Annotated in this window: 23 protein-coding genes and 3 pseudogenes; 3 read left to right on the top strand and 23 right to left on the bottom strand. The window is 58.2% G+C overall.

The features are described 5' to 3' along the window. Positions 1 to 6 precede the first annotated feature (6 nt). The 3 genes from GT748_RS00650 to GT748_RS00640 are packed head-to-tail and all read right to left on the bottom strand — an operon-like array spanning position 7 to position 2,796. Positions 7 to 1,470: an ABC transporter ATP-binding protein gene (locus GT748_RS00650; protein WP_073261249.1), complete on the bottom strand. Its 1,464-nt coding sequence runs from the start codon at positions 1,468 to 1,470 to the stop codon at positions 7 to 9. A 13-nt stretch (positions 1,471 to 1,483) separates the two neighbouring features. Further along, on the bottom strand, positions 1,484 to 2,206 hold the full coding sequence (locus GT748_RS00645; RefSeq protein WP_021660624.1) for an energy-coupling factor transporter transmembrane component T: 723 nt from the start codon (positions 2,204 to 2,206) through the stop codon (positions 1,484 to 1,486). Further along, positions 2,206 to 2,796, bottom strand: coding sequence for an MptD family putative ECF transporter S component (locus GT748_RS00640; protein ID WP_073261251.1), 591 nt, complete (start codon positions 2,794 to 2,796; stop codon positions 2,206 to 2,208). The genes GT748_RS00645 and GT748_RS00640 overlap by 1 nt, the downstream gene beginning before the upstream one ends. A gap of 360 nt (positions 2,797 to 3,156) precedes the next feature. On the opposite strand from GT748_RS00640, the gene GT748_RS00635 reads away from it, so the two are divergent. The 3 genes from GT748_RS00635 (at position 3,157) to GT748_RS00625 (ending at position 5,224) form a co-directional block, all read left to right on the top strand. After that, positions 3,157 to 3,486, top strand: coding sequence for a plasmid mobilization protein (locus GT748_RS00635; protein WP_021661464.1), 330 nt, complete (start codon positions 3,157 to 3,159; stop codon positions 3,484 to 3,486). Continuing rightward, positions 3,447 to 4,796 carry a relaxase/mobilization nuclease domain-containing protein gene (locus GT748_RS00630; protein ID WP_021661463.1) on the top strand — a complete coding sequence of 450 codons (1,350 nt, stop codon included), beginning with the start codon at positions 3,447 to 3,449 and terminating at the stop codon, positions 4,794 to 4,796. Before GT748_RS00635 ends, GT748_RS00630 begins: the two co-directional genes overlap by 40 nt. Positions 4,797 to 4,888: 92 nt before the next feature. Next, positions 4,889 to 5,224 (top strand): DUF6050 family protein, encoded by a 336-nt coding sequence (locus GT748_RS00625; protein WP_044993578.1) that lies wholly within the window; start codon positions 4,889 to 4,891, stop codon positions 5,222 to 5,224. 96 nt (positions 5,225 to 5,320) lie between these two features. On the opposite strand, the gene GT748_RS00620 is transcribed toward GT748_RS00625, so the two are convergent. The 20 genes and pseudogenes from GT748_RS00620 to GT748_RS00530 form a co-directional block, all read right to left on the bottom strand. Next, entirely contained in the window at positions 5,321 to 6,136 is an 816-nt protein-coding gene (locus GT748_RS00620; RefSeq protein WP_021661461.1) for a class I SAM-dependent methyltransferase, read from the bottom strand. Further along, positions 6,133 to 6,798: a class I SAM-dependent methyltransferase gene (locus GT748_RS00615; protein ID WP_161213381.1), complete on the bottom strand. Its 666-nt coding sequence runs from the start codon at positions 6,796 to 6,798 to the stop codon at positions 6,133 to 6,135. The genes GT748_RS00620 and GT748_RS00615 overlap by 4 nt, the downstream gene beginning before the upstream one ends. A gap of 667 nt (positions 6,799 to 7,465) precedes the next feature. Further along, the gene (locus tag GT748_RS00610) at positions 7,466 to 9,325 is read right to left on the bottom strand and encodes an antirestriction protein ArdA (RefSeq protein ID WP_021661458.1); all 1,860 of its coding nucleotides are present in this window, start codon (positions 9,323 to 9,325) and stop codon (positions 7,466 to 7,468) included. A gap of 12 nt (positions 9,326 to 9,337) precedes the next feature. After that, the gene (locus GT748_RS00605) at positions 9,338 to 9,865 is read right to left on the bottom strand and encodes a hypothetical protein (protein WP_021661457.1); all 528 of its coding nucleotides are present in this window, start codon (positions 9,863 to 9,865) and stop codon (positions 9,338 to 9,340) included. Continuing rightward, the gene (locus tag GT748_RS00600) at positions 9,855 to 11,951 is read right to left on the bottom strand and encodes a type IA DNA topoisomerase (protein WP_021661456.1); all 2,097 of its coding nucleotides are present in this window, start codon (positions 11,949 to 11,951) and stop codon (positions 9,855 to 9,857) included. The genes GT748_RS00605 and GT748_RS00600 overlap by 11 nt, the downstream gene beginning before the upstream one ends. Then, positions 11,948 to 12,499, bottom strand: a pseudogene (locus GT748_RS15875) (DUF4366 domain-containing protein); the annotation flags it as partial. The gene GT748_RS00600 and the pseudogene GT748_RS15875, both read right to left, overlap by 4 nt. 114 nt (positions 12,500 to 12,613) lie before the next feature. Continuing rightward, a pseudogene (locus GT748_RS15870) lies at positions 12,614 to 13,126 on the bottom strand (SH3 domain-containing protein); the annotation flags it as partial. After that, the gene (locus tag GT748_RS00590) at positions 13,116 to 13,397 is read right to left on the bottom strand and encodes a DUF4315 family protein (protein ID WP_003510898.1); all 282 of its coding nucleotides are present in this window, start codon (positions 13,395 to 13,397) and stop codon (positions 13,116 to 13,118) included. The gene GT748_RS00590 and the pseudogene GT748_RS15870, both read right to left, overlap by 11 nt. A gap of 23 nt (positions 13,398 to 13,420) precedes the next feature. Then, positions 13,421 to 15,319 (bottom strand): C40 family peptidase, encoded by a 1,899-nt coding sequence (locus tag GT748_RS00585; RefSeq protein WP_021661454.1) that lies wholly within the window; start codon positions 15,317 to 15,319, stop codon positions 13,421 to 13,423. Beyond that, positions 15,320 to 16,336, bottom strand: coding sequence for a DNA cytosine methyltransferase (locus GT748_RS00580; RefSeq protein WP_021661453.1), 1,017 nt, complete (start codon positions 16,334 to 16,336; stop codon positions 15,320 to 15,322). Further along, positions 16,324 to 16,959: a hypothetical protein gene (locus tag GT748_RS00575; protein WP_044993548.1), complete on the bottom strand. Its 636-nt coding sequence runs from the start codon at positions 16,957 to 16,959 to the stop codon at positions 16,324 to 16,326. Before GT748_RS00575 ends, GT748_RS00580 begins: the two co-directional genes overlap by 13 nt. Before the next feature lie 2 nt (positions 16,960 to 16,961). After that, positions 16,962 to 19,385 (bottom strand): VirB4-like conjugal transfer ATPase, CD1110 family, encoded by a 2,424-nt coding sequence (locus tag GT748_RS00570; RefSeq protein ID WP_044993546.1) that lies wholly within the window; start codon positions 19,383 to 19,385, stop codon positions 16,962 to 16,964. Further along, positions 19,315 to 19,737 carry a PrgI family protein gene (locus GT748_RS00565; RefSeq protein ID WP_021661450.1) on the bottom strand — a complete coding sequence of 141 codons (423 nt, stop codon included), beginning with the start codon at positions 19,735 to 19,737 and terminating at the stop codon, positions 19,315 to 19,317. Before GT748_RS00565 ends, GT748_RS00570 begins: the two co-directional genes overlap by 71 nt. Next, positions 19,738 to 20,640 (bottom strand): hypothetical protein, encoded by a 903-nt coding sequence (locus GT748_RS00560; RefSeq protein ID WP_044993544.1) that lies wholly within the window; start codon positions 20,638 to 20,640, stop codon positions 19,738 to 19,740. Positions 20,641 to 20,654: 14 nt separating this feature from the next. Continuing rightward, positions 20,655 to 21,521: a VirB6/TrbL-like conjugal transfer protein, CD1112 family gene (locus GT748_RS00555; protein WP_021661448.1), complete on the bottom strand. Its 867-nt coding sequence runs from the start codon at positions 21,519 to 21,521 to the stop codon at positions 20,655 to 20,657. A gap of 66 nt (positions 21,522 to 21,587) precedes the next feature. Beyond that, a pseudogene (locus tag GT748_RS00550) lies at positions 21,588 to 21,674 on the bottom strand (Maff2 family mobile element protein); the annotation flags it as partial. 90 nt (positions 21,675 to 21,764) lie between these two features. After that, entirely contained in the window at positions 21,765 to 23,429 is a 1,665-nt protein-coding gene (locus GT748_RS00545) for a recombinase family protein (RefSeq protein ID WP_161213382.1), read from the bottom strand. 5 nt (positions 23,430 to 23,434) lie between these two features. Beyond that, positions 23,435 to 23,632 (bottom strand): hypothetical protein, encoded by a 198-nt coding sequence (locus GT748_RS00540; RefSeq protein ID WP_005933759.1) that lies wholly within the window; start codon positions 23,630 to 23,632, stop codon positions 23,435 to 23,437. Positions 23,633 to 23,884: 252 nt separating this feature from the next. Then, entirely contained in the window at positions 23,885 to 25,183 is a 1,299-nt protein-coding gene (locus tag GT748_RS00535) for a virulence-associated E family protein (protein WP_161213383.1), read from the bottom strand. 13 nt (positions 25,184 to 25,196) lie between these two features. Further along, on the bottom strand, positions 25,197 to 25,841 hold the full coding sequence (locus tag GT748_RS00530; protein ID WP_368034033.1) for a CHC2 zinc finger domain-containing protein: 645 nt from the start codon (positions 25,839 to 25,841) through the stop codon (positions 25,197 to 25,199). Between the last annotated feature and the right edge of the window lie 39 nt (positions 25,842 to 25,880).

Genomic DNA, 25,880 nt, shown 5'->3' with positions numbered 1-25,880 from the left:
CTGGGATCACCTCGATTCAATAAAAAAGTTTTTGAGGAGCTGAAGCCCTGCGGCATCCAGCGCATATTGTTCCTGTACCACACCGTGTTCCAAATGCAGAACATGAGTGCAGCAACTGACGATCAGCTCATAATCGTGGGTGATAACAAGAGAGGTCTTTCCCATCTCCTGTATCGTTATGAGTTCATCGGCCACTTCCTTCATATGCTGTAAATCCAAGCCGCTGGTAGGTTCATCCAGCACTAAAACCTTGCGCTCGGAAACAAGGGCGGTAGCAATCGCCACTCGCTGCTTCTGGCCGCCGGAGAGCGCCATCGGATGCCGCTCCTTAAACCGCAACAAATCCAATCGGTCAAGAATTGCATCCGCCTTATCCGAAGCTGGCTCCGCCATGCTGATAAGCATTTCTTCCTCTGTGCTTTCTGTAAACAACTGATGGTTGACATCCTGCATGACCATATAGCACAGGGACAGCCTCTGTTTTCTATTATACGTTTTCCCATCCACTTTCACAATGCCCTTACAGTGTTTCTCTAATCCGCAGAGGCACCGGGCCAAGGTTGATTTTCCAGCTCCGTTATGGCCGATCACCGCGATAATGCCCGCCTGCGGCAGCGAAAGACTGTCAATATCCAGCGCATCCCTTTGCTTTGTATAAGCAAAATGAAAGTTCTCACATTCGATAGTACCGCAGCTTACAGTAGAATGTGCTACCACCGGGAACGCCCCCAGGTCGAAAGGCCGCAATCCCATTTCTGCCTGTTGCGCTGCGGACAGTTTCAAGGCGTCCGAAGCCAGATAATCTTTTTCGATTTTTCCGTTTTTCAAATAAATAACACGGTCTATCAGCTCTTTCAAATAATAGAGCCGATGTTCCGCAATAATAACTGTTTTCCCTTGTTGTTTCCAAATCTGGATCATCCGGCGCAAATCTTTTGTGGCTGACATATCCAGATTAGAAGATGGTTCATCTAGGACAATGATGGGCGGATCACTGGTCGATACCGAGGCGCAGGCGATTTTCTGCTTTTCCCCACCGGAAAGAGAAAATATATTTTTCCCCAGCAGGTTCTCCATCCCAAACTGCTCCGCAGTCGATTTCACCCGCTGAATGATTTCTTCTTCAGGCAAGCCCTGATTTTCACATCCAAAGGCCAGTTCGCTGGTAGAGTCCACCGTAAAAAACTGCGTGCGGGGATTTTGAAAAACGCTCCCCACATATTTTGCTGTTTCATAGAGTGGAAGTCTGCTGATGTTCTTTCCATCCAGCAGGACTTCACCGCTTAACTCGCCCTCATAATAATTTGGGATCAGCCCATTCACCAACCGGGTCAGGGTTGTTTTTCCGCAGCCAGATTGCCCACACAAAAGGATAACTTGCCCGTCCGGGATGATTAAGTTAATGTTTACAAGCCCGCCGGCATCCGTTCCCCCGGCATATCGAAAATTGATGTTGCGAAATTCAATCATAGACGCCTTCCTCCTAACAGATAAAGAAACCGACCCAACAGGGTATCGCCAGCAGGAAGAAGAAAATGTCCAAAGGCCCAAAGCCGATTTTACATATATTCGTCCGTTTCTGCGGCGCTCCAAGCCCTCGCGTAAGAGCAGCCGCAGACAGTTCTTCTCCGATTTTGGCAATCGAAATCATCAGAGGAACAATCCGATATTCCAGCATCTTCATGGGGCTGCGGAAGGTAGTGATGCCGCGCATCTTCATAGCGTCCCGAATGGCTGCATATTCCTCTTTGACTGTGGGAAAAAATCGGAATACCACCGACATAGGGATCACGATTTTTTGTGGAATGTGCATCTTCTCCATCGCAGCAATAAATTCACTGACCGTTGTCGTACTCACCAGATAATATCCCATGATAAATCCGGGGAGCATGTGCGTATAGATCCCGACTGCGGCTCCCAAGATGAAATTCCATGTGCCCGTGAGCAGTGGTAATACCGTTAATTCCAACGCAAACAAAATAGCGTATGTAACTGCAAATCTGGCTGCGGCTCCCCATTTTCTTGAAAGGAGCAGGAATACAATCGGGCACGCCATGAGGCACGGGCGAACCAGATTCATAAATCCGCCCGTGCCGCCGGTAATCATAATGGTGCTGACAGTTACAGTCAAAAACAGTTTTGTCCTCGGATCGGTGGGAATAACGGCTTTGTTTTCAAATTTTAGCGTTCCAACCGCCGCATCCATCAGGCAATCCCTGCCTTTTCAAAGTGTTTCTTCAAGACAGCTTTACCAAGAAGTGCGCCTAAAATACCGCCGATGAAGGTGACAATAAACAGAACCGGATATGTCCAGCCAGGAGTATAGGACATAAGGGTATCTACATATTCCTGTCCATAGCTGCTTACAAGTGAAGCAAAGAAAGTGTCACGAGTTAAGAACATCCGGCTTACATATCCCATGATCCAAAGGGAGAACACGCCATTGCCAAGGAGCGTGCATTTCCAGCTTTGATACTTTCCGGCCCGCAGAATTACATCGCCCAGAACGCCAAAGATGATACCAAAAATCAGAACCAGCACGCCGCTACCCATGACCAGATTGAGCAGGCCAAGGATAATGCCAGTCAGAGATACCATGCCGAATTTTTTGACCTTCGTTAAGTACAGCATAAAGGGAATACCGCACAGGATGGGGCACACCAATCCTAACAGCGGGATGAAGATAGGGATATATCCCAGCATCATGCCCGCAAAGAAAATGACAAAATAAATGGCGGTGAAAATGCCTACGTTGATAAGGTCTTTGGCTTGTAGTTTGTTACTTCTTGCTTCCATTCTCTACATACCTCCGTTATAGTTAGGCTGAGCTAACTCATGCCCTTAAAAATTTGCGAAACAGGATTTCGCATGGTTTAAGTTTACCACAGTCCAAATGGTTTCTGCTACTCTGATTAGTTTGAAAACGCTCCATTTGGTTTTTATTGTGCGTGTTACTTTTCCGTTGATAGTGGCCAAATTTCTCCCTTCAAATTGTAGTATTAGTAGGGGGGAATACGAGGATAGGGTTACGGTAGCAAGCACAGCCAGCGAGTACCCACTGGCGGATTTTCGGTTTAGGGGGACCCCTGCCCCTAAACACAAAAATTGCTTGCTGGGATAGTCCCAGACCCTTATGAGAAACGGAGGCGAAGCAGAATGGCAAATCGGAAACGGAACATCCAGATGAAGTTCTGGGTGACGGAGGAGGAGAAGCGGCTCATCGATGAGAAGATGAGCCAGCTCCCCACAAAGCGGTATGGGGCATACCTGCGGAAGATGGCGATTGACGGGTACATCATCCAGGTGGACACCACCGACATCAGGGAGATGACCAAGGCCCTGGGCTCCATCGGCCGGAACATCAATCAGATCGCCAGGCGGGTGAACGCCGGCGGCCCCGCTTATCAGGCCGACATGGAGGAGATCCGGGAGAGATTGGAACAGATATGGCAGTTACAAAGACGCATCCTATTAAGTCAACGCTGAAAGCGGCCATCGACTATATCTGCAATCCCGACAAGACGGACGGGAAGCTGCTGGTGTCCTCCTTCGGATGCACCGCGGAGACCGCCGACATTGAATTTGCATGGACCCGCCGCCATGCCATCGACAAGGGCACGAACCTGGGCCGGCATCTCATCCAGGCGTTTGAACCTGGGGAGGTTACGCCGGAGGAGGCCCACCGGATCGGCATGGAGCTGGCGCGGGAGGTCCTGGGCGGAAAGTATGAGTTTGTCCTCACCACCCACATAGACAGGGATCACGTCCATAATCACCTGATTTTCAACGCGGTCAGTTTCCAGGACCACCGGCACTACCACTCCAACAAGCGGAGCTACCATGAGATACGCCGCACCAGCGACCGCATCTGCAAAGAGCATGGCCTGTCCGTCATCGTCCCAGGCCGGGACAAGGGCAAGAGCTACATCGAGCACCAGGCGGAACAGAACGGCACCAGCTACAAGGCGAAGCTGCGCGCCGCCATCGACCGGCTCCTGCCCGGCTGCGCTGATTTGGAGGACCTGCTCCGCCGCCTCCAGCGGGAAGGGTACGAGCTGAAACGGGGCAAGTACATCTCCGCCAGGGCTCCGGGCCAGGAGCGGTTCACCCGTCTGAAGACCCTGGGCGCCGACTACGCCGAGGAGGCCCTGACCGCCCGGATCGCCGGCAGGCCCAGCCCCTCCCGCCAGCCGAAGCAGCGCACCGGGAAGCCCAGCCTGCTCATCGACATCCAGAACAACATCAAAGCCCAGCAGAGCGCCGGCTACAAGCATTGGGCGACCATTGAGAACTTGAAGCGGGCAGCGGAAACGCTGAACTTCCTAACGGAGCATGGCATCGGAAGTTTGGAGGACCTGTCCGAGCGGTGCGACGGGGCGGCGGCCGCCACCGCCAGGGTGAAGGCAGACCTTCGAGCAACAGAAAAGGAAATGGAGCGGCTGACCCTCACCATGAAGCACGCCGCCACCTATCGCCAGCTCCGTCCCCTGTATGAGGAATACCGCCAGTCCAGGGACAAGGAAAAGTTCCTCCGGGGGCATGAGGGGGAGATCATCCTGTTTGAGGCGGCGGCAAGGGAGCTGAAACGCCTGAACGCCGTACCCCTGCCCGCCACCAAACGGCTCCGAGCCGAGATGGACGAGCTCACCGCCAGGCGGATAGCCCTGCAATCGGAATATAAGAAAGCCCAGCGGGAGGAAAAGGAGTATGACACCCTCCGCCGGAATGTAGAGGCCCTGCTGGAAAAACCGAGGGAGGCCGAACCGCACAGGCAGCGGAGCAACGAACTGGAATAGCTGGGATTGTGCGCTTTGCCGGACTTTTCATAAGCCCCTGGGCGCGTTTCAATTTTCCCGGTATAATGGAGGCAGGAATGGAGGTGCTGCCAATGACAAGAACCGAGACCATCAAGGAATTTTTCAAGAAGGCGGTTTTGCCCGTCGCCATCGCCGGGCTGCTGTACTGTATTTTCAAATCCGCCTGCATGAGGGATGGGGAGCTGGATCTTCTCTGGCTCTGGATACTCTGCGGCCTGCCCTTCGGCCTCCATCGGATGTGCGTGTGGATCGTGCCGGGCAGTGGCTCCCTGGGCGGCGGCGCCGCGCTGTTCGTGCTGAACTTCGTGATTGGCGGCCTCATCGGGGGCTTCGTCCTGGTGTGGCGCCTGCTGGTGGCGGCATGGTATGTGCCCCTCACCATCTACCGCCTGATCGTGGGACATTAAACCGGGATATAGAGGAAAGCCGGCTGGTCAATCCCAGCCGGCTTTCCTCATCGTCTAAATCTGATTTTTCATCATGCGAAATCTCTTATATGGATCTCATTTCCGTCCCACCAGCATTCGGGACGCACCCAGCATCATCATGGCCGCCCGCCGGCGGGAGCCGAAGGCCTCCTGGGCCGTGTCGATGAGCTGCACATCCTCATATCCCATATCCCGCAGCTCCTGGGCGAAGGCTTCCATGTCCCCGTACATGTGGGGCTTCATCTCATCGTTAAGGGCGAACACGCCGCCCTTTTTCAGCACCCGCAGGGTTTCCCGCAACAGGGTCCGCTTATCCGCACCCGTGATATTGTGGTAGACATAGTTGCTCACCACGGCGTCGAAACTCTCATCCGGGAAGTCCAGCTTGTTGGCGTCCCCATGCTGGAACAAGCACCGGGCGGCCACACCCTCGCTCCGGGCATTTTTCTCACACATGGCCTGGCCGTAGCCGTAGGCAGAGCCCCAATAGTCAATACCCACAACCTGAGCCGCCCGCCAGGTGAGGGCCGCCCGGATGGACAGGGCCCCGGAACCGCAGCCTACATCCAGAAGCTGTCCCTGCCCGTCAAAATCCAGATGAGAGAGAACAATCTGGTGGACCTGCTCCATCATGCCGCCGCCCCAGAAGGCATACTGCCGCCTGATCCAGGTGATCCATAAGAGCAGCGCCAGCAAAAGAAGGGCGGCAATCACGAACACCACACCCAGCGCCGTGATATGGAACACCGCAAAGGACAGCAGAGAGATCACCGCAGCCAAAGCCGCCAAGCCGCCCACCAGCCAGAGCATAGAGACCGGCATCCAGTTTCCATAGTCCTCCCCGTGAGCGCCAAGATGAATTTGCTCCTGTTTTTTTCTGCCGTTTTTCATAAGATGTCTCCCTGTTTGTTTTTCAAGTGCTCCGTGTCCTCCCGAATTGCCAGTACGCAGAGCCAGTGCTTTTTTGCATCCTGATCCACGATGACATTAGAAAAACCGGCCTCGGTGAGAAAGCCGACAAGCTGGCTCCGATTGAAAATCCTCATCCCATCAATGATAGAAAGCCATTTGTTGGCCTGGGGATCTTCTCCGTCCGCCTCATTGACGATCAGAAAGGCGCCGCCTGGCCGCAAGGTGCGGTACACCTCCCGGAAGCTATCCGTGGGTCCGGGCCAGAAATATACGGTTTCAAATGCGGTCGCCAGATCAAACGAACCATCCCCAAAGGGGAGGCAAGACACGTCCCCCTGCAAAATTTGGCAGCGGCCTGCTTGGAGCCCCTCACGGTTCACACTCTTGGCCTTTTCCACGGCTATTTCTGAATAGTCCAGAGCAGTAATAGTCGCAGCCGGATATTTTCGCAGAAGCGCCCGAATGTTCCGACCACCGCCACAGCCCAGCTCCGCAATCCTGGCCGGACCTGTTTCCGGCAAATGACTAAGGCCCCAACCCGCGAGGGTGGCATGGGCATGGTTCATACTGCCCACCATACACTTGCCCAGCAAACCTTCCGGCTTGCGGGTATTATTGAAAAAAGCCTTCCATATCCCCATAACTGCCTCCAGAAGTTGAAATTTAAGTTAGCAAAGACTAACCGCACTCATTATACATCTTCCTACACGGAAACGCAACAGACAAGAGCGTCCTCTGACCATTTTGCGCTATGGAAATGTGGAAAACGGCCGCTCCACCGATGGAAAACAGATATTCACGGCCCGATGGAAAAGCCGCCGGCTTTCCCACAGCCCGCAAACATCGTTTCCCACAGCTTCGCAGACATGGCCGTTTACACACATTCCCACAGCGCCTGCTGCTGCGAACATCCTTCCTGTCCGATCCTGATGGAAAGAGAAAAAAGAGAACAAAAAAAGAAGTGGGAGCGTCACCCTCGGCCCAAACCGAAGGCGGCGCTCCCGCTCTGTTATGGAAAAGTGTTCAAAACAGCCTCTCTGCACCCCTTAAATTGAAGGGGCAGACCCACATGGGAAATCATAAGGGCGGCTCCCGGAAAAGCCGCCACAGACGATTTTTTAGCCCATTTTCAACCCCTATCTGCACACTTTTTCGAGCGTGCGGACTGGTAATGGGGACAGGCGATGAGGACCGCCCGGAAGCTCTGCTTGCAGGGATGGACACAGCCCTTGCAGATCTTATTGTACCTGCGGCGGCCATTCTCACCTAGGAAGAAGGCCCACTCCAGCCGCCACTTCTTGCTCCGGCTCATAGGTCGTGCTCCGGGGGCTTCTTCTGGTGGGCCCTGTCCGGGGGCTTGCGCTCGCCGCACTCCCGTTTGGCCTCCGCCAGCCGCTCCCGGATGGAGGGCTTCTTCTCCGGCGTGGTCCTGCGCGCCTCACCCTGGGCCTTCTCCAGCTCCTCGCCCCTGCGGCCGTTGTTCAGCACCCCGTCGATCATCCCGTAGTCGTCCTCCAGGGTCATCTCGGCGGTGCGCAGAGGGTTCTCCGGCTCCACCGGCAGGGCGATGATCTGCCCGTTCAGACTGATGAACTGTTCCGGCTGCTTGAAGTGTTCCGTGTACTTCTGCACCTGCTCCGGGGTCAGGGAGGTGAAGCTGTCCTCACTCAGCCCTACCACCAGGAAGGTGCCGGCCATGACGTCGTAAATCTCCCCATGCTCATCCCGCAGGCCACGGTTCAGTTCCAGGCCGATGAGCTTGCCCTCATCGTTGCAGACCAGCCCCACCGGGTCGGAGAAGGGATAAGCGGTGGCAATATCGCCACCCACTTCCGCCTGCAGCGCATGGAGGCCGGGGTCGATCTCCTTCACATAGGGCTCCTTCATGGGCTCCACCACCAGGACGGTCATCTTCTCCGGGGCGGCGTGCTCCTGGGCCTCCTCGCTGCGGATAGCGAAGGAACGGGAACCGTTGCCCATGATGAGATACCTCCCATCGTCAGACTGATGGTGCAGACCGTACCCGGCCGCCTCCATCTGCTCCCGGCTCATATCCGTCACATAAAAGGTCCCCCTGGGGGTCCGTACCGTTTCGCCGGTCTCCTGGTCATCCGGGGAGGGCGCCGGGGCCTGCCCGGACAGCTCTGCCTCATACTCCCGGCCCGCCTGCTCCGCAAAGGCCAGCATCTCGTCCGCATGGGACTTGTCCGGGTTCTGGATGGCCTCCCGGATCACCGCCGGATCAAAGTCAAGAAATTCCTCATAGCCGGTGGCGTCTTTGAACTTCTCGATCTCGGAAGGCAGATAGTCCTCCTGGGTCTGCCCCAGGGCGGCCAGCTTCTCATCCAATGCGGAAATGCGGCCAGCCATCAGGTTTTCATAGATTTCTTCTTTCGCTGCGTGCTCCTCCGGGTGCTCGGCGGCGTACTGCGGGTCGTGCTGGCGGAAGAACTCGTCCATGTCGTAGGCAATGTCCATCGCCCACTCGGATTTTTCCTCCTCGGTCAGCTCCTCCGCGTCCTGGAAGGTCATCACCCGGTATTCCTCCGGGATGCTGCCATGCTCCCCGTCGTAATACTCATGGAAGCTGTTCCCGGTATCCCGCACATACCCCAGGTCGGTGAACTCGCCGCCCTCCTCCAGGGCGACGTCCCGGCCGTAGGCCTCATAGTCGATGTAGTTCCGCAGGTGCTCCGGCACCTGCATGGCGTCCAGCTCCTCGATGTAATACCGGCCCAGGTCGTCGTGGTCGTGGATGTCGGGGTAAATGTCGTAGCAGTCCAGGTTCTCGGTCAGGTTGATGATCTCCTGCAAGCTGCCCGAATGGTCGCCGATCTCCATCGCCGCCTGGAACTGTTCGTACTCGCCCTGGCTCATCTCGTCCAGCTTGGAGGCCAGGTAGTTGAGCTCATCCAGGCTCTCATACTCGCCCAGCTTGTCGTAGAGGCCGTCCACATAGCAGTCATAGTCAGTGATGAACCACTCCTCATAGGACTGGCCGAAGTCATCCTTCTGCCCAATGCCGATCCGTTCAAACACCTTCTGCATCTCCTCTGGCGTGGTGGGGAACTTCACCCATTCGCCCACCAGGTCGCCCTCGTTGTACTTGCCCAGGTTGGTGATGAAGGCGGCAAAGGGATAATCCTTGTCATATTCATAATGGGGCATATACGCACCTCCTTACAGCTCCGGCTCAGACTTCCCCTTGCGGGGCGCCTGGGCCTTATTTTTGTTCCTGCACTCCTGTTTGCTCTGTTCCAGCCGCTCCCTGATGGAGGGCTTGCGGTCCGCCTGCTTCGCCTGGGGGCGGTCGTGCTGCCATGGGTCATCCGTGGGGAACAGATACCCCCGGCTGGTGAAGCACCCCCGGTTCTCCTCCAGGGCGCGCCGGCCGAAGGGGGCGGGGTCGATGGCGGCCCGGAGGTCGTCCGTCAGGCCGATGGTCAGTTTCTCCTCCAGGTACTCCCAGCCCAGGTCCTCCAGGGTCCGAACATGGGGCTCCAGCACGAAGCAGTCCACATTTTTCTCAAATTCCAGGAACTGCTCCGCCGTGGTCAGCCGATAGGGGGACTCCTGGACAGCATCCAGAAGGTCCCGGTCCTCCTGGGATAGGGCGGCAACGGCTTTCGCTACCGCCGCCAGCTCCTCCCGGCTCATGTTCTGTTCAGCGCCGCCCAGGGAAATATCCGGGATTGCTTTATCTGCCATTCACGCCCTCCTTCCGTTTGGGGAACTCCAATTTGAAGCGGACATACTTCTCGCCGGTATCGTCCAGCACCACCACCGCGTCATAGGCGGCGCCCTTCTTTTCAGACCACATCCCCTTGACGGAGGTGCGGCCCTTCTCCAGCAGGTCGCTGGCCATCTTCTTTGTCAGCTCCTTCTTGCGGGAGGTCCAGAAGCGGTCGTCCTTCCAAAGGACAAAGCGGCAGGCGCGGTCGGAGCAGTAAAAATTCTTCCTGCCCTCATAGACCGGCTTGCCGCAGCGGGGGCAGAGACCCACGGCCTCCCGCTCCGGGGCGAACAGCTTCTGACCCTCCTCGGAGATGTGGGAATAGGTTTTCACCAGTTCCCGCGCCATGTCAGAGATCTCCGCCATGAAAGCGGCGGGATCGCCCTCACCCCTGGCGATGGCGGTCAGCTTCTGCTCCCACTCCGCCGTGAGCATGGGAGAGGTCAAAGTATCCGGCAGGACGGTGACCAGGTTGATCCCCGCCTTGGTAGGGATGAGACTTTTCCCTTTGCGCTCCACAAACCCGCCCGCCACCAGCTTTTCCAGGATCGCCGCCCTGGTGGCCGGGGTGCCCAGGCCGCGCCGTTCCGCATCCTCCGGCATTTCCTCTTTCCCGGCGTTCTCCATGGCCGACAGGAGGGTATCCTCCGTGTATGCCTTGGGCGGGGCGGTGAAGTGTTCGGTGACAGCGGCCTCCACCTGGTCAAAGGTCTGCCCCTCGGTGAACTCCGGCAGGGCGGCAGGCTCCGCCTCGTCCTCCGGCTTCTCCTTCAGGGAGTCGCGGAAAATGCGGTCAATATCCTTCCACCCCAGGGACAGCACATGGCGGCCCTTGGCGGTGAAGGTCTGCCCGCCGCAGGTAAAAGTCGCCGTGACCGCCTCGTACACATAGGGCTCCGCAACCGCGCACAGCAGCTCCCGGCACACCAGCAGAAGGATATTGCGCTCGCCCACGGGCAGTTCGGACAGACTGGCCTTCTCCAGCTCCAGCGTGGGGATGATGGCGTGGTGGTCGGACACCTTCTTGTCATTCGCCAGCAGGGACACATCAGGGAAGAACTCCTTGCACCCGTCAAAGGGCGGCAGCTTGGCCGCCAGGTGGAGGACCGCCGAAGCGGTCTCCGCCATATCAGCGGTCAAAAACCGGCTGTCCGTCCGGGGATAGGTCAGCAGCTTCTTCTCATAGAGGGATTGCGCGTAGTCCAGCGTCTGTTTCGCCGTGTAGCCGAAGATACGGTTGGCCTCCCGCTGCAAGGTGGTCAGGTCGTAGAGCCTGGGCGACGCCTCTTTCTTCTGTTCACGGGTGACAGAGGTGCAGACCGCCTCTGCGCCGGCGCAAGCCGCCCGCAGGGTTTCCGCCTCCTCCGGGGCGGTAATCCGCTCGCTGACCGCTTCGGCTCCGTCCAGGGACAGCCGCACATGGTGATACTTCTCCTTCTTGAAGCTGGTGATCTTCCAGTCCCGCTCCACCAGCATGGCAAGGGTGGGCGTCTGCACCCGCCCCACATTCAGGGTGCGGTGGTAGAGGACAGAAAAAAGTCTTGTGGCGTTGATCCCGATGAGCCAGTCTGCTTTCTGGCGGCAGAGGGCAGACTGGTACAGCGGGTCGTACTCCGCGCCGGGGCGCAGGTTCTGGAAGCCTTCCCGAATGGCCGCGTCCTCCATGGAGGAGATCCACAGACGGGAGAAGGGCTTCTGGCATCCCGCCATCTCATAGACCAGCCGGAAGATGAGCTCGCCCTCCCGCCCGGCGTCGCAGGCGTTGACCAGCTCGGTGACGTCCTCTCGCTCCATGAGGTGCTTCAAGTTCTGGAAGGCGTCCTCCTTGCCCTTCGCCAGCACATAGCGGAAGGGCTCCGGCAGGATGGGAAGGTCATCATACTTCCATTTCTTATAACCAAGGTCGTACCCGGCTGCGTCCATCGGGGACACCAAATGCCCCACGCACCAGGAAACGATGAGCCCATTTCCTTCAAAACAGCCATCGGCCCTGGATGTGACACCCAGGGCCGACGCGACGGCTTTTGCAACACTCGGTTTCTCACAGATCACCAGCTTCATTTCGTATCCTCCATTTCTTCCTCCGGTTCCGGTTCGTCCTCGTTGATATACTCCTCCTCATCCGCAAAATCATAGTCGTCCGGGTCTGCGCTGACCTTGGACGCCTGCTTGGGACGGATAAACTTGATATAGGCGAAGGCTCCGCCGCCGCCCAGCACCACCAGCGCCAGGACCAGCGCCAGGGCGCCCATGCCCCCGGACTTCTCCGCCTCCGGCTCCGGTTCGGGTTCCGGCTCCGGCTCCGCGCCGGCGCACTCGGCCATATTCACCGCGCACACCTCGCAGGAGGTGTTCACCGCCCCGGCCTGGCATTTCTCCGTACAGGTGCAGACCGCCGGCGCCTCCAGGGCCTCGCCATCCTCCATCAGTGCCAGGAGGTCCGCCTCGTCCACCTGGTTCAGGAAGTGGACGGTCTGCGCCCCCTCGTCATCCCGGTCGATGATGAGATAGAACACGTTGCCGCCCTTTGTCTCCACCGTGATGAACTGCTTGCCGGAGGATGTCCCGCCCAGGTCGTCAATGAGGGACAGGTTCCCATCCGGGGTCAGGGCTGCCCCTCCGCCCCCGGAGAGGCCGGAGGCGAACAGCTCCAGCAGGGCGGAGAGGTCCGTCCCGTCCAGGGAGAGGGAGAAGCTGCCCGTGTCCGTGATGGTCAGGTAGTCGGAATGAACATAGCCCTCCCGCTCCGGCAGAAGCACCTTGACCCATTCGCCCTCGGTGCCGATGACTTCTACCTGCGCCCCATCGGGAAGCTGGGTGAAGGCGTCGTTATCCAGCCCAGCGCCGGTGCGGACATTCAGGTTGCCGCCGCAGGTGGTCACGGTGCCGGTCTGCTGGGTTTCCCATTTCTCCGTGTCAGGGGTGAACAGGATACCGTCCTCGGTGACAGTCACAGTCCCCAGGCCGCCCAGCAGTTCGGTGATCTGGTCCAGGGTGTCCCCGTCTGCCTCCGTGTTATTGTCCGCGCTATCATCGCCGACGGGATCTTCCTCATCAGTGATAGTGACCTCCGGGGCCTCGGCGTCCTCCGCAGGGTCCGCCTCCGTCCCGGCAGTTTCGGTGTAGTAGGGTTCGCCCTCCCCACCGCCGGCGAAAGCGGGGACAGCAAAGGCCGTGGCACAGAGCGCCACGGCCAGGGCCGCCGTAAACAGGCGGATGATCTTCTTATTCTTCATACTCGGTATCCTCCATCTCATTCTCGCCGGGGTCCGCCGCGGCCTCCGCCTCCATCATGCCCTCCGGCAGGGTGATGAGGCCGCTGGCGTAGGCCTTCAGGAAGGCCGTCAGTTCCCGGTTGTCCATCTTCACCGCCTTGACCATGCGGACGATCTCCAGGTTCTCCTCCTCGGTGAGCTGGGCCTCCAGGGTGCGGAGGCGCTTCTGCTGTTCGGAGATCTTCTCCTTGGTCTTTTCAATGTCACGGCGGATCTTCTCAACAGTTGCCATGTTCGCAAAACTCCTTTCTGTTTTTAATTGTAGGGTGGTCTGGCATACGCATAAAAATGGGACTGCCAGTAGCTCGTGTTCAGGTTCGTGTAAGAAATCGGATCTCCGCAGTGCAGCATCATATTGTCGCCCACATAGATGCCCACATGGGAGATGCCGCTGGTATCGTAGGTCCCCACGAAGAACACCAGATCGCCCGGCTGGGGGTCGGATACCGGCGTGGAGATATTGTAGAGCCCCTGGGCGGTGAGGCGCCCGGTGTTGCACAGGCCGGTGCTGGTCAGCACATAGCTGACGAACCCGGAACAGTCAAAGGAGGTCTCCGGGCTGCTCCCGCCCCAGACATAGGGATACCCCAAGTATTTCTCCGCTTCGGTGATGAGGGTAGCGAACCGCTCATCCGTCAGATACTCGGCAGGGATGTCCCAGGCCGTGGGCGGGTTCTCCACATACTTGCCCACATACCCGGAGGACGGGAACAGGTCCGGCCGGTTGCCCAGGGTGGACATATACACGGCGTACATGGAGAGCTGGTCCTCGCCCATGATGTAGACCGGCACATGGGAGAGGTCGAAATTCTCCAGCGTGACGGTGCAGATGTACCAGGTGTAGGGAACCTCCACCTCGTACTCGTTGCCCTCGCTGTCCGTCCTCGTTTCCGTCCGATACCTTGTTTCGGTGGTCACGGTCTCGGTGAGGATGTACTGCTTGTCAAAGAGCATTTCCAGATCCCCCTGCACCTCGTCCAGGGTGAACACCCCTTCGTGAAGCGCCGACAGGATGGACAGCAGCACATAGGGGTCATGCTCGATCTCGTCCAGGTCAAAGTGATACTCGTCGTAATCGTGGGTGGCCTCGTAGGTGTCCAGGTATTCTTGCAGCTCGGCCTCCATCTCACAGTAGGCGGCCTCGGCCCCGGTCAGGTCCGTGTCCTCCGAAAGATAGGAGGAGGCCACCAGGCCGGAGGTCCCGCCCCCGAACATGGAGGTGCAGGACTGCATCAGCCCCATGATGAGCATGAGGATCAAGCCGATCCCGCCCACGATGAGGAGGGTGTGCTTGTTTTTGGTGACGAAGCCGCCCAGCTTCTGGGCGATGGTCCCGCCGCCCTTCTTTGCGGCGGAGGCGGCGGTCTGGGACGCCTTGCCCGCGGCCTGGGCCGCGCCGGTCCCTGCCCGGTGCGCGGCGGCATACTGCTTTTGCAGACGCTTCTTCTGCCACAGCCGGGAGATGGGGTTGCTGGACGCAAGCTGGGGATTTTCCATGACGGACTTCCGCCAGTAGAAATCGGCATTGGCTTTCACCGCCGCCTGCTCCGCTTTTGATACATCCCGCCAGGGTTTCAGCTTGCGGTCTGCCTGCGCCTGGTGGAAGCGCCGGCCGCCATAGCCCACGGCCTTCTCAATCTGCCGCTCCCCCAGGTGGCCGGCCTGGACGCCGGAGTTGTCGCCCTCCACCTTGCTCACTTCGCCGTGGAGGGTGGACTTGACCTCCTGCACCGGCCGGGATAAGGGATTGCCATGCTCCTTGCCGGGGGGCTTCACGGGGACGGCGGCCTTTGCCGCGTCCAGCTTATCCGCCGCCTTGTCGGACTTGCGGACAGCTTTTTTCAGCTCCGGCGCCGCCCGGTCTGCCTCCGAAAACTGCAAACGGGAGGAAGGGCGGTCCCTGGCCGCCTCCCCCTCCCGGAAGGTGTCGCGCCGCTTGCGCCGCGCCTTTTTCGCCTGGCGGCGTTCCACATGGCCCGCCGCCTCGTCCGCCGCCCGGTTCAGCACACCGGCGGTCTCATCAGCAGAGGAATAGTCCTGCTCCGGGGGACGGTCCGAAACATGGGTGGCCTCGCCGGTCACCAGGTTTACCGAAATGGCCCCGTCACGGGTCATCTTCTGGGCCTCCTTTTCGGAGGCTTTCCATTCCTGCATTTATCCGTCACCTCCTCCATAGGGGCAGATGCCAGCGCACGCCCCGGTCTCGATCAGCGAAATGTAGTGAAAAATGGGATAGGCCTGGGGCGGGCAGACCGCGTTGCCCAGGGTTTTCAGCCGCAGGGCCCGGTCCTTCGTGTCCTCCGTTATGCGGGGGACTCCCTCCGGCTCGCCGGCCCAGAGGACACGGCCGTCCATCCTTTCGGGAAGCCCATGAGCCATTCCACCCAATCCGGGTTCAGCGCCGCCTTCTCCGACAGGGGCCGCTCCTGGTGGATCACCTGGGCCGAAAGGTTGCTGGACGGGGGCTTGCCCCGGAAGGCCATGGGTTTCAGGGTGGAGCGGTAGCCCTCCGACGCCGCCGGCGTCAGGTAGAACACCGCCGCCGAAAGGCTCAGGCTCCAGATGCTCCCGTCCCTGTTCCGCTTGCGGAAGATCCCATTGTCCGACAGGAACACATCCAGGTTTGCCGCGTCCCTGCAGGTGGATTTGTCGGAGGCAAGGGGCGTGGGAAACATCAGCCGCGACGATAAAAGTTCGCTGGCGCTCATGCCACGCGCCGACGCCGCAAGCCGGAAATACGAATGGGAGAACAGTGTATCCCGCTTTTGCCAGGTCAAAAATCGTTTTGTCGAGCCCCATATTGATGAAGCCAGCAACATTTTCCCCAAGCACCCAACGGGGCCGCAGCTCGGCAATAACCCGGCACATCTCCGGCCACAGGTAGCGTTCATCCGCAAAGCCCTTCCGCTTTCCCGCGGTGGAGAAGGGCTGGCAGGGGAAACCGCCGGAAATGATGGTGACTGTTTCAAGTCCTGTTTTCTCAAAAAACGCCTCCTTCGTGAATGTGGTGATGTCCCGGAACCTCGGCACATCCGGCCAGTGCCGCTCCAGGACGGAATAGGGATAGTCCGCCCATTCACACTGGCAGACGGTCTCGAACCCGGCCGCCTCCGCCGCCAGGTCCAGACCGCCGATGCCGGAGAACAGGCTCACATGGGTCAGTCGCTCCATACCTCGTCCCCTTCAAGGTCTCCCTCGTCCTGGGGCTCCTCCACATCCTCCAGGCGGACCAGGTTATGGCGGCGGATGATGGACTCCTCCAGGATGTCCTGGGCGGCGTTGCTGTCCTCCGGGAGGCCCAGGCTGCGGTAGAGCTTTTTCAGCACCTTCTCATAGCCGCCGGCCTTTTTCTTCAGGCGGAGGAAGTCCTTCTCCGTTTCCGCCTCGGACAGGCGGCGGGCCAGCGAATAGTAGAGGACGATCAGGTGGTGGATGTCGCCCACCAGCATACGGAAGCCATAGCCGGGGATGATGTACTCATCCTTATACTTCTTGGGCTTCGGCTCCTCCACGGGTACCGGAGTGGCCTCCGCCAGCTCCTTTGCCATAAGGTCCTTCAGGTCCCTGGGGTCGCCGAACACCAGGTAGCGGCCGGGGATGCCCCAGCCCTGGAACTTCTCCTCGGCGATCTCGCCGTAGCGCTTCGCCGCGTCCAGCACATGGAACACGTCCTCCTCATCCTTGATCCGGCCCGCCAGGAAGGCGAGCTGGTGGAGAAGGCCGTACAGGTGGACCTCATCGTTGATGTGATTGAGATAGGTCTTGCCGTCAATAATGTAGATCTTGTTTTTCATAGTCATTCCTCCATTTCCGCCGCGTGCTCCACTTCGCTGGGCTTGGTGGTGAGCAGCTTGTAAAGCTCCGTGTCCTTGGGGAAGTTGTCCGCGAAGGGCAGGATCACATTGTTGAAGAACAGCAGCCCATGGCCCGGCTCGGAATTGGTCACATAGGCAAGCTGCTCCGCCGAGATGCCCAGCCGCTCCGCCAAAATCTTGCGGTCGCCGGCGGCCTGGTTGAGCATATAGATGAAGTCGCTGTTTTCCAGGATGTTCTCGATCTCCGGGGAGGAGAGCAGGTCCTTGGGGTTCTGAGTCGCCCCGGTAGGCACGCCGCCCCATTTTCTGAACCGTTTCCAGATCTCCGCCGAATAGGCCGCCGTCTGCTCCTCCTTCAGCAGGAGGTGGAACTCATCTACGAAATACCAGGTGGAGCGCCCGATAGCCCGGTTGATGGTGACGGTATTCCACACCGCGTCCTGGACGATGAGCATTCCCGGCTTTTTCAGGTTTTTCCCCAGGCCCTTGATGTCAAAGCAGACCAGCCGGTTGCGGATGTCTACGGTGGTGCGGTGGTTGAAGAAGTTGAGGGAGCCGTTGACATACAGGTCCAATGCCTGGGCCACACGGTCGGCCTCCGGGATGCCCTGCGCCAGCAGCGCCTCCATCAGGTCGCCCAGGATGGGCATATTCTCCGGCCGGGGGTCTGCGAAGTAGGGCTGGTAGATCTTCTGCACCGCCCGGTCGATGACGGTTTTCTCGATGGCCTCCAGCCCCGTCTTGCTACCCATGATGAGCTCACAGAAGGACAGGACAAAATCACTTTTCAGCGCCAGCGGGTTCTCCTCGTCCGAGTAGTTGAGGTTGATGTCCAGCGGGTTTACATAGTCGGTGCTGGACGGGGACAGCCGGATCACCTGCCCGCCCAGCCGGCGCACCAGGGGCGAATACTCGTCCTCCGGGTCGCAGATGATGACATTATCTTTGGTGGTCAGGATGATGAAGGTGATCTCCCGCTTACAGCTCATGGACTTGCCGCTGCCCGGTGTGCCGAACACCAGCCCGTTGGGGCTCCTGGACTGTTTTCGGTCCAGAAGGATCATGTTGTTGGAGAGGGCGTTCAGGCCGTAGTACATGGCGTCCCCGCCCATGAACAGCTCCTGGGTGACGAAGGGAACGAACACCGCCAGCGCCGAAGTGGTGAGACTTCTCTCAATCTTGATGCGGTTGAGGCCCAGGGGGAGGCTGCTCATCAGCCCGTCCTCCTGCTGGAAGTCCAGCCGGGTCAGGAGGCAGTTGTAGGTCTGCGCCACACTGGCTGCCTGGGACACGGCGATCTCCAGCTTCTGCTTTGTCTCCGCCATGTGCATGACCAGGAAGGTCAGGTTGAACATCCGCTCATTCCTGCTTTGCAGGTCCTGGAGGATGGTCTTTGCCGCGCCGCCGTAGGTGGCAAGGTCGCTGGGGAGGATGTCCATGTCATACCCGCTGCGTACCGCCCGCTTCTGCTCCGCGATCTTCATGGCGTCCAGGTCGGTGATCTTGCGCTTGACCATCTTGATAGCCTCGTTCTGGTTGATCCCGCGGATGTGCATGGTCACCAGGATGTTGCCCTCGGTCTCCATGAACTCCGCCAAAATGCGGTCGTGGATCTCCGGGGCGGTGATCTGCAAAAAGCTCACCGCCCCGTACATCTCGCCAATGCGGAAGGTGCGGGTCTCCCCGAAGTGGAAGGAGGCCGGAGCGATGAAGTCCTTGACCGAAAGGCCGCTGGGTGCCAGCCAGTCCCAATCGAAGGCAAACTTGCCTCCCTCCGGGTGGAGGATACCGTGAAGCAGCTCCAGCCGTTCCTTCCCGTCCAGCACATGGGCGGCGGCCCCCATGACCTTGAAGCGGTTCAGGGTGTCAGTCTCGATGCGGGCGAAGCGAGCCCGCGCCGCCGGAAGGTTCTCCGCCTCGATGGTCAGGGTCACATACTTGGTTTTCACATAGCCGTTGCTGCCCCGCTCATACTGGAAGCGGAGTATCCCGGCCGCGTCCTCCCGGACGGGGTCCAGGTCGTCCCCCTGGGCGCGGATGCCGAACAGGTCCTCCTCCGGCCCATGCTCCACATACCGGCTGCTGAGCGACACCTGCACCCCGATGGTGGGGTCGTAGCCGTTGTAGAAATCGCAGAGATGTTCAAAAATATCCCGCTGGTCCTCCGGCGAAGCCAGGCGGTAGTTGACGTCCTCGAAGGCGATGGTCTTGGAGAAGGTCCCGCCCTCCAGCCGGCACAGGCCGTCCGGGAACATATTGCGGAAGGGGATGCTCTCCTGCACCGTATGGGCTTTCCCGTCCCCTTTGGCCTGCCGAACCACCGCCTCGATCTGCTTACGCTCGGCGCGGGTCAGCTTGCGCCTTGCCCCTGCCGGTTTTGCGGGTCTTGCCGTTTTTGCCTGCAATCTTTCTCACCTCCTGTTCCAGTTCGTATTGCCGCACCAGGGCGGAATAGAGATTGTTGGTCTGGTAGATCCGCGTCTTTGGGCGGATAAATTTATTCTCAATGAGGTGTCCCAGGAACACCTCCAGGGGCTGCCCGTTCTTCTCGTACATGGCGAACAGGAAGAAGGGCAGCATCACCAGGATCATGCACAGGGCCGCCGTAGTGGTGCCCAGCGCCCCCTTGGTCAAAAAGAAAAGCGGCACGCCGATAAGCGCCGCCGCTCCGAAACATATCACCTGCCGTTTGGTCAGCCCGAACAGGACCTTGCTCTGTACCTTGCTCAGGTCCTTCGGGATCGTTACATAGGCCAATCAATGCACCTCCTTTTTCATGGGAGCATAGTCCCTGAAATCTTTTACCGTGTGAAAAATCCGTTTGTTGTTCACCCACCGCTGAAGATGGCGGGTGATCTTTGGAGCGGTGGGACGCTCGTAGATCATCACATAGGGGTCATACCCCAGGGCCCGCAGGGTGTTCACCCGGTAGAGGTCCTGCTCATGGGTGCTGCCGTAGTTAGTCAGCACATAGACCCGCCGGTTGCGGTCGCTTCGGATGGCGGTATGCGCCACAAAACGTTTGAAGTGCTCCGTCAGGTCCTCCTCCGGGTTGTCCCAGGCGAAATGCACCGCCTTGGTCCGCACCCTGTTCAGCAGGGCGATGTTGTCCGGGTTCGTCAGCCGGATGTCCAGCCCCTGGGTGAAGTCCACCAGCGCCCGGCTGGCGGCAAGCTGTTCCAGCAGCGCCTCATGGTCCGGGCAGGCCAGCAGGTTGGGGTCCAGCAGTTTGATCTCATCCTCACCGCGCCAAAATTCAGACAGGTCAGCGACTTTGACGCTCCTGCGCCCCTCCTTGCCGCTGACGATGCAAAATCCGCAGTTCCTCGGACAGCCCCGGCTCAAAAAGCCGTAGGCCGTTCCCAAAAACCGCGGATACAAAAAGTAGTCCGGCCGGATGTGCTCGATCTCATAGGGGAGGTCTTTTCCGCCCGGCTCGTAGCCGGTGCCGCCCTGGATGACCTTCTCCGCGTTGTTTACCACGATGGTGTCCTTGGAGTAGGTGTCCGTGAACACCCGGCTCTTGTAAACCAGGTCATAGCGTCCCTTGGGGCTCCACCACTCCACCCGGTCGCCCCGCCTGGTATGGTACTCGGAGAGCTTCATCAGGCAGAGGTTGGGAAAGTTGTGGGAGTCCACGTCTATCAATCCTATTTTCAATCAGCCACCCCCTTTTAGTGCGCCCCGAACAGTGATTTTGCGAGGCTGCCGGTCTTGAAAAGGGTGAAGCACAGGAGCACCGTGTACCCCATGCACCCCCAGATGGCGCCGGAAATATTGTCGCCGCTCAGGGAAATGCCCTCCACCAGCACCGCGTAGATGCCCACGCAGATCATAATGAGGAACGCCTGGAAGCCCAGGGCCAGCAGGGAGCGGAGATAGTTCTGCCCCGTGTTGCCCCATTCCCGGTTCACCATCGTGGCAAAGGGGATGGGACCTATCGAGGTCACCAAATACACCTCAATCATCCTTCCGTAGATCACCAGGAAGATGCAGATGGAAAGTATCTGCGTACACAGCCCCACGAAGATGCTCTGGAACCAAAGCCCCAGCAGGGCGCCGATACTCCAGTCCGCGAGCTGGGTCTCCAGGTCGGCGGTCACGCCGGATATGTCGATGCCTGCGTCCGAGATGATGACGCCGGCGCTCTGGCTGACCACGTTCTGCGCCACATCAAACACCGCCATGACGATGTTCCAGGTGTTGGTGACGATGAGCACCGCGCAGAAGGTCTTGAAGATCCACTTGAAGAAGATCCAGGTGTCGAAGTCGTGGAGGTTGTTCTTTTCTACGATGAGCTGGATGAGCTCATAGCACATGACAAAGGTGAGGACAATGCCGGCGATGGGGACGATCACGGTCTCCGAGAGATTGCGGACCATGTTGAAAATGCCGCTGTTCCACGCGGAGGGCGTCATACCCACCTCTCCGGCGATCTCGCCCACCTTGGTATTCAGGGTATCAAACATCCCGGTCAGGTTTGAAATGATACCGTCGATGAGCAGTTCCTGGAACCACTCCTGTATCGCGTCAAAGATCAACGGGGATCACCTCCTTTCCGGGAGGCCCCGTGGGCCGGGGCCTCCCGTGGGGTTTACTGGCAGACATCAGGCGGAGAGCAGGCCGGACAGCAGGGGGATCAGGGTCAGGCCGATGAGGGCGACACCGCCGCCGGCCATGAGCTGTTTTATCCCCAAATAGGTGTAGGAAAACGGCTCGATGGCGGGCGGCGGCGTGTCAAGAAATATCTATGGAGTTTTTAAGAACCGCCCCGGCGGGGCAGGTCAGGCTGTGACCTGCTCCACTTCCGGGATGGGTTTAAGATTAAAATGAATTTCGATAGAAATGTGTCTTGTCTTATCGCTGTCTATGCTCTCATGGACAACGATTTCTTTAATCAGGCGGTTTAAGGTGGCGGCGTCCAGTTCCGTGATGTCGGCGTATTCCTGAATGGCTTCCACCCACTGGCGGGCGTCACACGCAAGCCGGATTTCATCGGCCAGCTTCTTCCGGCCTTCCGTGACCTTTGCTTTCAACTCGGCCTGTTCCGCCTGCGTCTTTTCCATCAGCAGATTGAAGTTCGCTTCGCTGATACGCCCGGCAACCATGTCCTCATACAGCCGCAGCACCATCTTTTCCAGAACGTCAATCCGTTCCTCGTCTTTGGTAAGGGAACGCTCCAATGCTTCCCGCTGGCCTTTCTGCTCGGCTTCGCAGGTGTCGGTCAGCTTCCCGGCAACGGCTTCCCCGTCCATCAGGGCGGCTCTGGCGCACTCCCGGATTTTGTTCAGCACAAGGCTGTAAAGGGTGTCGTATTCAACCCGGTGCTGGGTACAGTGCTGCTTGCCGTAGGCGTTGTAGGTCTTACAGGAATAAATCTGTTTCGGGTGCTTGTCGTTAGTGTAGCGGATTGTCAGTGACTTTCCACACTCGCCGCACTTGATAAGCCCCGCAAACAGGCTGATTTCCCCGGTCTGGCGGGGGCGCTGCCGGGATTTCAGCTTGCGCTGCACGATGTCAAAGGTCTTGCGGTCAACAAGCGGCTCATGCTGGTTCTCCACGACAATCCATTCCTCTGGCTTTTTCTCCCCGATGGTGCCGATTTTGAAGCGGTATTCCTTCTTCTGGGAAGCGATAGCGCCGGTGTAGACGGGGTTCATCAGGATGTCCTTAATTACGGAGAAGTCCCACATATACCGCCCGTTTACCGGGTCTTTCTTTTCCCACTTGGTTGACACGTTCCGAAAGCCCCGTACCCGGTTCCAGTAGGTCGGGCAGGGGATTTTTTCATCTTCCAGCCTGCGCCGGATGTAGTTGGGGCCGTGTCCTTCCAGCGCCCACGCAAACAGACGCCGGACAATGGGAGCCGTTTCCTCATCAATCAGCAGATGGTTTTTGTCCTCCGGGTCTTTCCGGTAGCCGAAGGGGGCAAGGCAGCCGGTAAACTGGCCTTTCTGCGCTTTCAGCAGATAAGAGGAATGAACCTTCTTGGAAATGTCCTTGCTGTACATCTCGTTGAGGATGTTCTTGAACGGCGCTATGTCGTTGTTGTCCCGCATGGTGTCGATACCGTCATTCATGGCGATATACCGTACGCCGTTGCGGGGGAAGAAATCTTCAATCAGGAAGCCGGTCTGCAAGTAATTCCTACCCAGTCTGGATAGGTCTTTCGTGACCACAAGGTTTATCTGCCTGCGCTCGATGGCTTTCAACATCCGTTTTAGGTCAGGGCGCTCCATGTTCAGCCCCGTGTAGCCATCATCCTGATAGACTGCAACAACCTCCCATCCCTGCTTCTCGCAGTAGGTTTCCAGCATAGCCCGCTGGTTTGCGATACTGGCGCTCTCCCCGTCAAGGTCATCGTCCTTGGAAAGCCTGCAATAGATAGCCGCCCGGAAGCTGCCTGCCAGTATTGCGTCTACGCCTGTATATTCAAATCCGTTCATCATAACCGTTACCCGCACAATCCAGACGGAACACGGTCACTCTGAACCTTGTCTTTATTATATCCTAAATCTTGCTTTTTCACAAGATATTCTTTATCATTTCTCTGGCTGTATTTCTGTGCAATCAGGCTCACGAAAACGTCCGTAGCGTCCAGTTCGCCGTCAAATACCGTTGTGACATGGATTTCAGTTTTGTTTTTTGCCATAGGCAGTTACCTCCATAAATGAAATGAGCCAGACAGGAGAGGGTCGGCAACGAAGTCCGGCAACGGGCTTCAAAAAACCTCGAAAACAATCTCTGTCTGGCGGTTTGGTTATTATTACTTTTTCTTTTATTTTTCTGTTGCTTTGGTTGTCAGAGGGGAGAAAAGCCCGCAGTTACGGGCTTTTTCCCGGCAACCGGCCCGGCAACGGGATAGCAACGGGGTCGGCAACCGGCTGTCATTTCCCCGGATTTTTCAGAAGGGAAGCTCCATCTGTTCTGTGACTTCCACAAATCCGTCCGGCGTTTTTTCACGCCCGTTGTCAGCGCCCGTTGCCGGGGCTTCCCGTTCCCAGCCCTTCTGTCTGCCGTATCCCTCAAATATCCGGGGATTGGAGAAATACTTCCATCCCGTGATACTGTGGTTCATAATGTCGTTGACTTCCCGGATTTCCCACTGTTTCGGCTCGTCAAAGGGGTGGTTCAGGGCTTCCCTGAAAAGCTGCTTGGAGCAGACGGCGCTGCCGGTGTAGCGGTCAAGGTACGCCTGTATCATCCCGCCCTTGGTGTCCTCCGGCATGAAATCCCGCTGGTGTTCTTTGAGGTACTGTATCATTTCGGGGGTAAAAGACAGCTTGAAATCGCCGCTTTTGTAGGTTGTCATGGCTTCCGCCCATACCTGTTCGATATAGGCTCTGGAAGCGGCTTCATCGTCCAAAATGTGTACCTCGGCCCGTTCGGGGTAGACCATGACCGGCAGGAAGCGCCGGTTCCCGGAACGGTCAAGGGGCAGGAAGTCCAGGGCGTTGGAAGTCCCGCCGAACACGCACTGCCGCAGCCTGTCCTCCGGGTGGGTTTCGTAGGGGATTTTATAGACCTCCTTCTGGCGGCTTAAAAATGACTTGATTTCCTCTATGCTCTTGGCGTTGGCGGTGGCAATCATCTCCGACATTTCGATTATCCAGTGGCCTTGTAGCTTGCGGTACACGTTATCATCGTCCAGCTTCCGCAAATCATCGGAAAACCACTCGTCTTTTACCGCCAGCAACCGGAAGAAGGTGGACTTCCCGGCTCCCTGACCGCCCACCAGACAAAGCATGACCTCAAATTTACAGCCGGGGCAGAACGCCCGGTGGATGGCTCCCAGCAGGAACAGCCGCAGCGATTGGAAGGTGTAGTTGTCCGTGTCGGCTCCCAGAAAGTGCCGCAGGCAGTAGCGGATACGCTCTTTCCCGTCCCAGACAAGGCCGTTCAGGTAGTCCCGGATGGGATGGTAGCTGTTGGCGTCTGCGGCCAGATCGGCGGCGTCTGCTATCTTTTTCTCGCTGGTCAGGCCGTAGGTATCTTCCAGATACAGCCGGATATATTTCATGTCCGTGTCGGTCATGGCCTTGCTGCCGGTTCTGCGTTTCCTGCCGATGGGCTTTAGAAGGTCAATGCGCTCGGTCAGGAGATTTTTCGCAACCGCCCCGGAAAGGATGGGGTCATACTGGAACACGGTCAGGCAGTTGTGGATACTGTTCCGCACGCCGCCTTTCTCGGTGCCCTCCAGCATGGCCTTGACTTCCTCAACGCTCCGGGGCGGGGGTACGGCTTCGATGGTGTCTGTCACGGTCTGCCGCAGTCCGGGCGGCAAGGTCTGCCATTCTCCGCTCAAGGTTCCTCACTTCCTTTCCATAGCTGGCAATCAGGGCAGCCCGTTCCTCCATGCCGGAGAACAGCAGCACATCCAGCAGATATTCCACATGGGCTTGTTTCTGCAAGGCTTCCACGAAAAGCGGGTGCCATTCCTTGTCCGGCGTCTTGGGGGCATAGTCCCGCTTCCAGCGGCGCAGCAGATTGTGATAGTCGGACAGTACCCGGAAACAGTGGCGCTCCATGCGCTTGAATTGCTGCTCCGGGCTTTCCTGCCGGGGCTGGGGGCGGCGGCTCCTGCTTGGCGGCTCCTTATCCTCATAGGGGATGGAGAAATCCTGCGCCAGCATGAGGGCGGCTTCCTTGGGGCTGATATTTTCCAGACGGGAAACAAAGTCAATCACATCCCCGTCTGCCTGACAGCCGAAGCAATGGAAGCGCCGGTCAACCTTCATGCTGGGGTTTTTATCGTTATGGAAGGGGCAGGCGCACATCCCGTTTCTTCCTACCCGGATACCGTAATGCTCAGCGGCCTGCCGGGTGGTAACAGACTGCTTCACGGCTTCAAATACGTTCAATAGGCAAATCCTCCTGAAAATAAGAAAAGCGCCTGTCAT

This window comes from Bittarella massiliensis (ex Durand et al. 2017) (genome assembly GCF_009876955.1).
Classification (GTDB): Bacteria; Bacillota; Clostridia; order Oscillospirales; family Ruminococcaceae; genus Bittarella; species Bittarella massiliensis.
The sequence above is the reverse complement of the archived record's forward strand: the minus strand, read 5'-3'. Positions and strand labels throughout refer to the sequence as shown.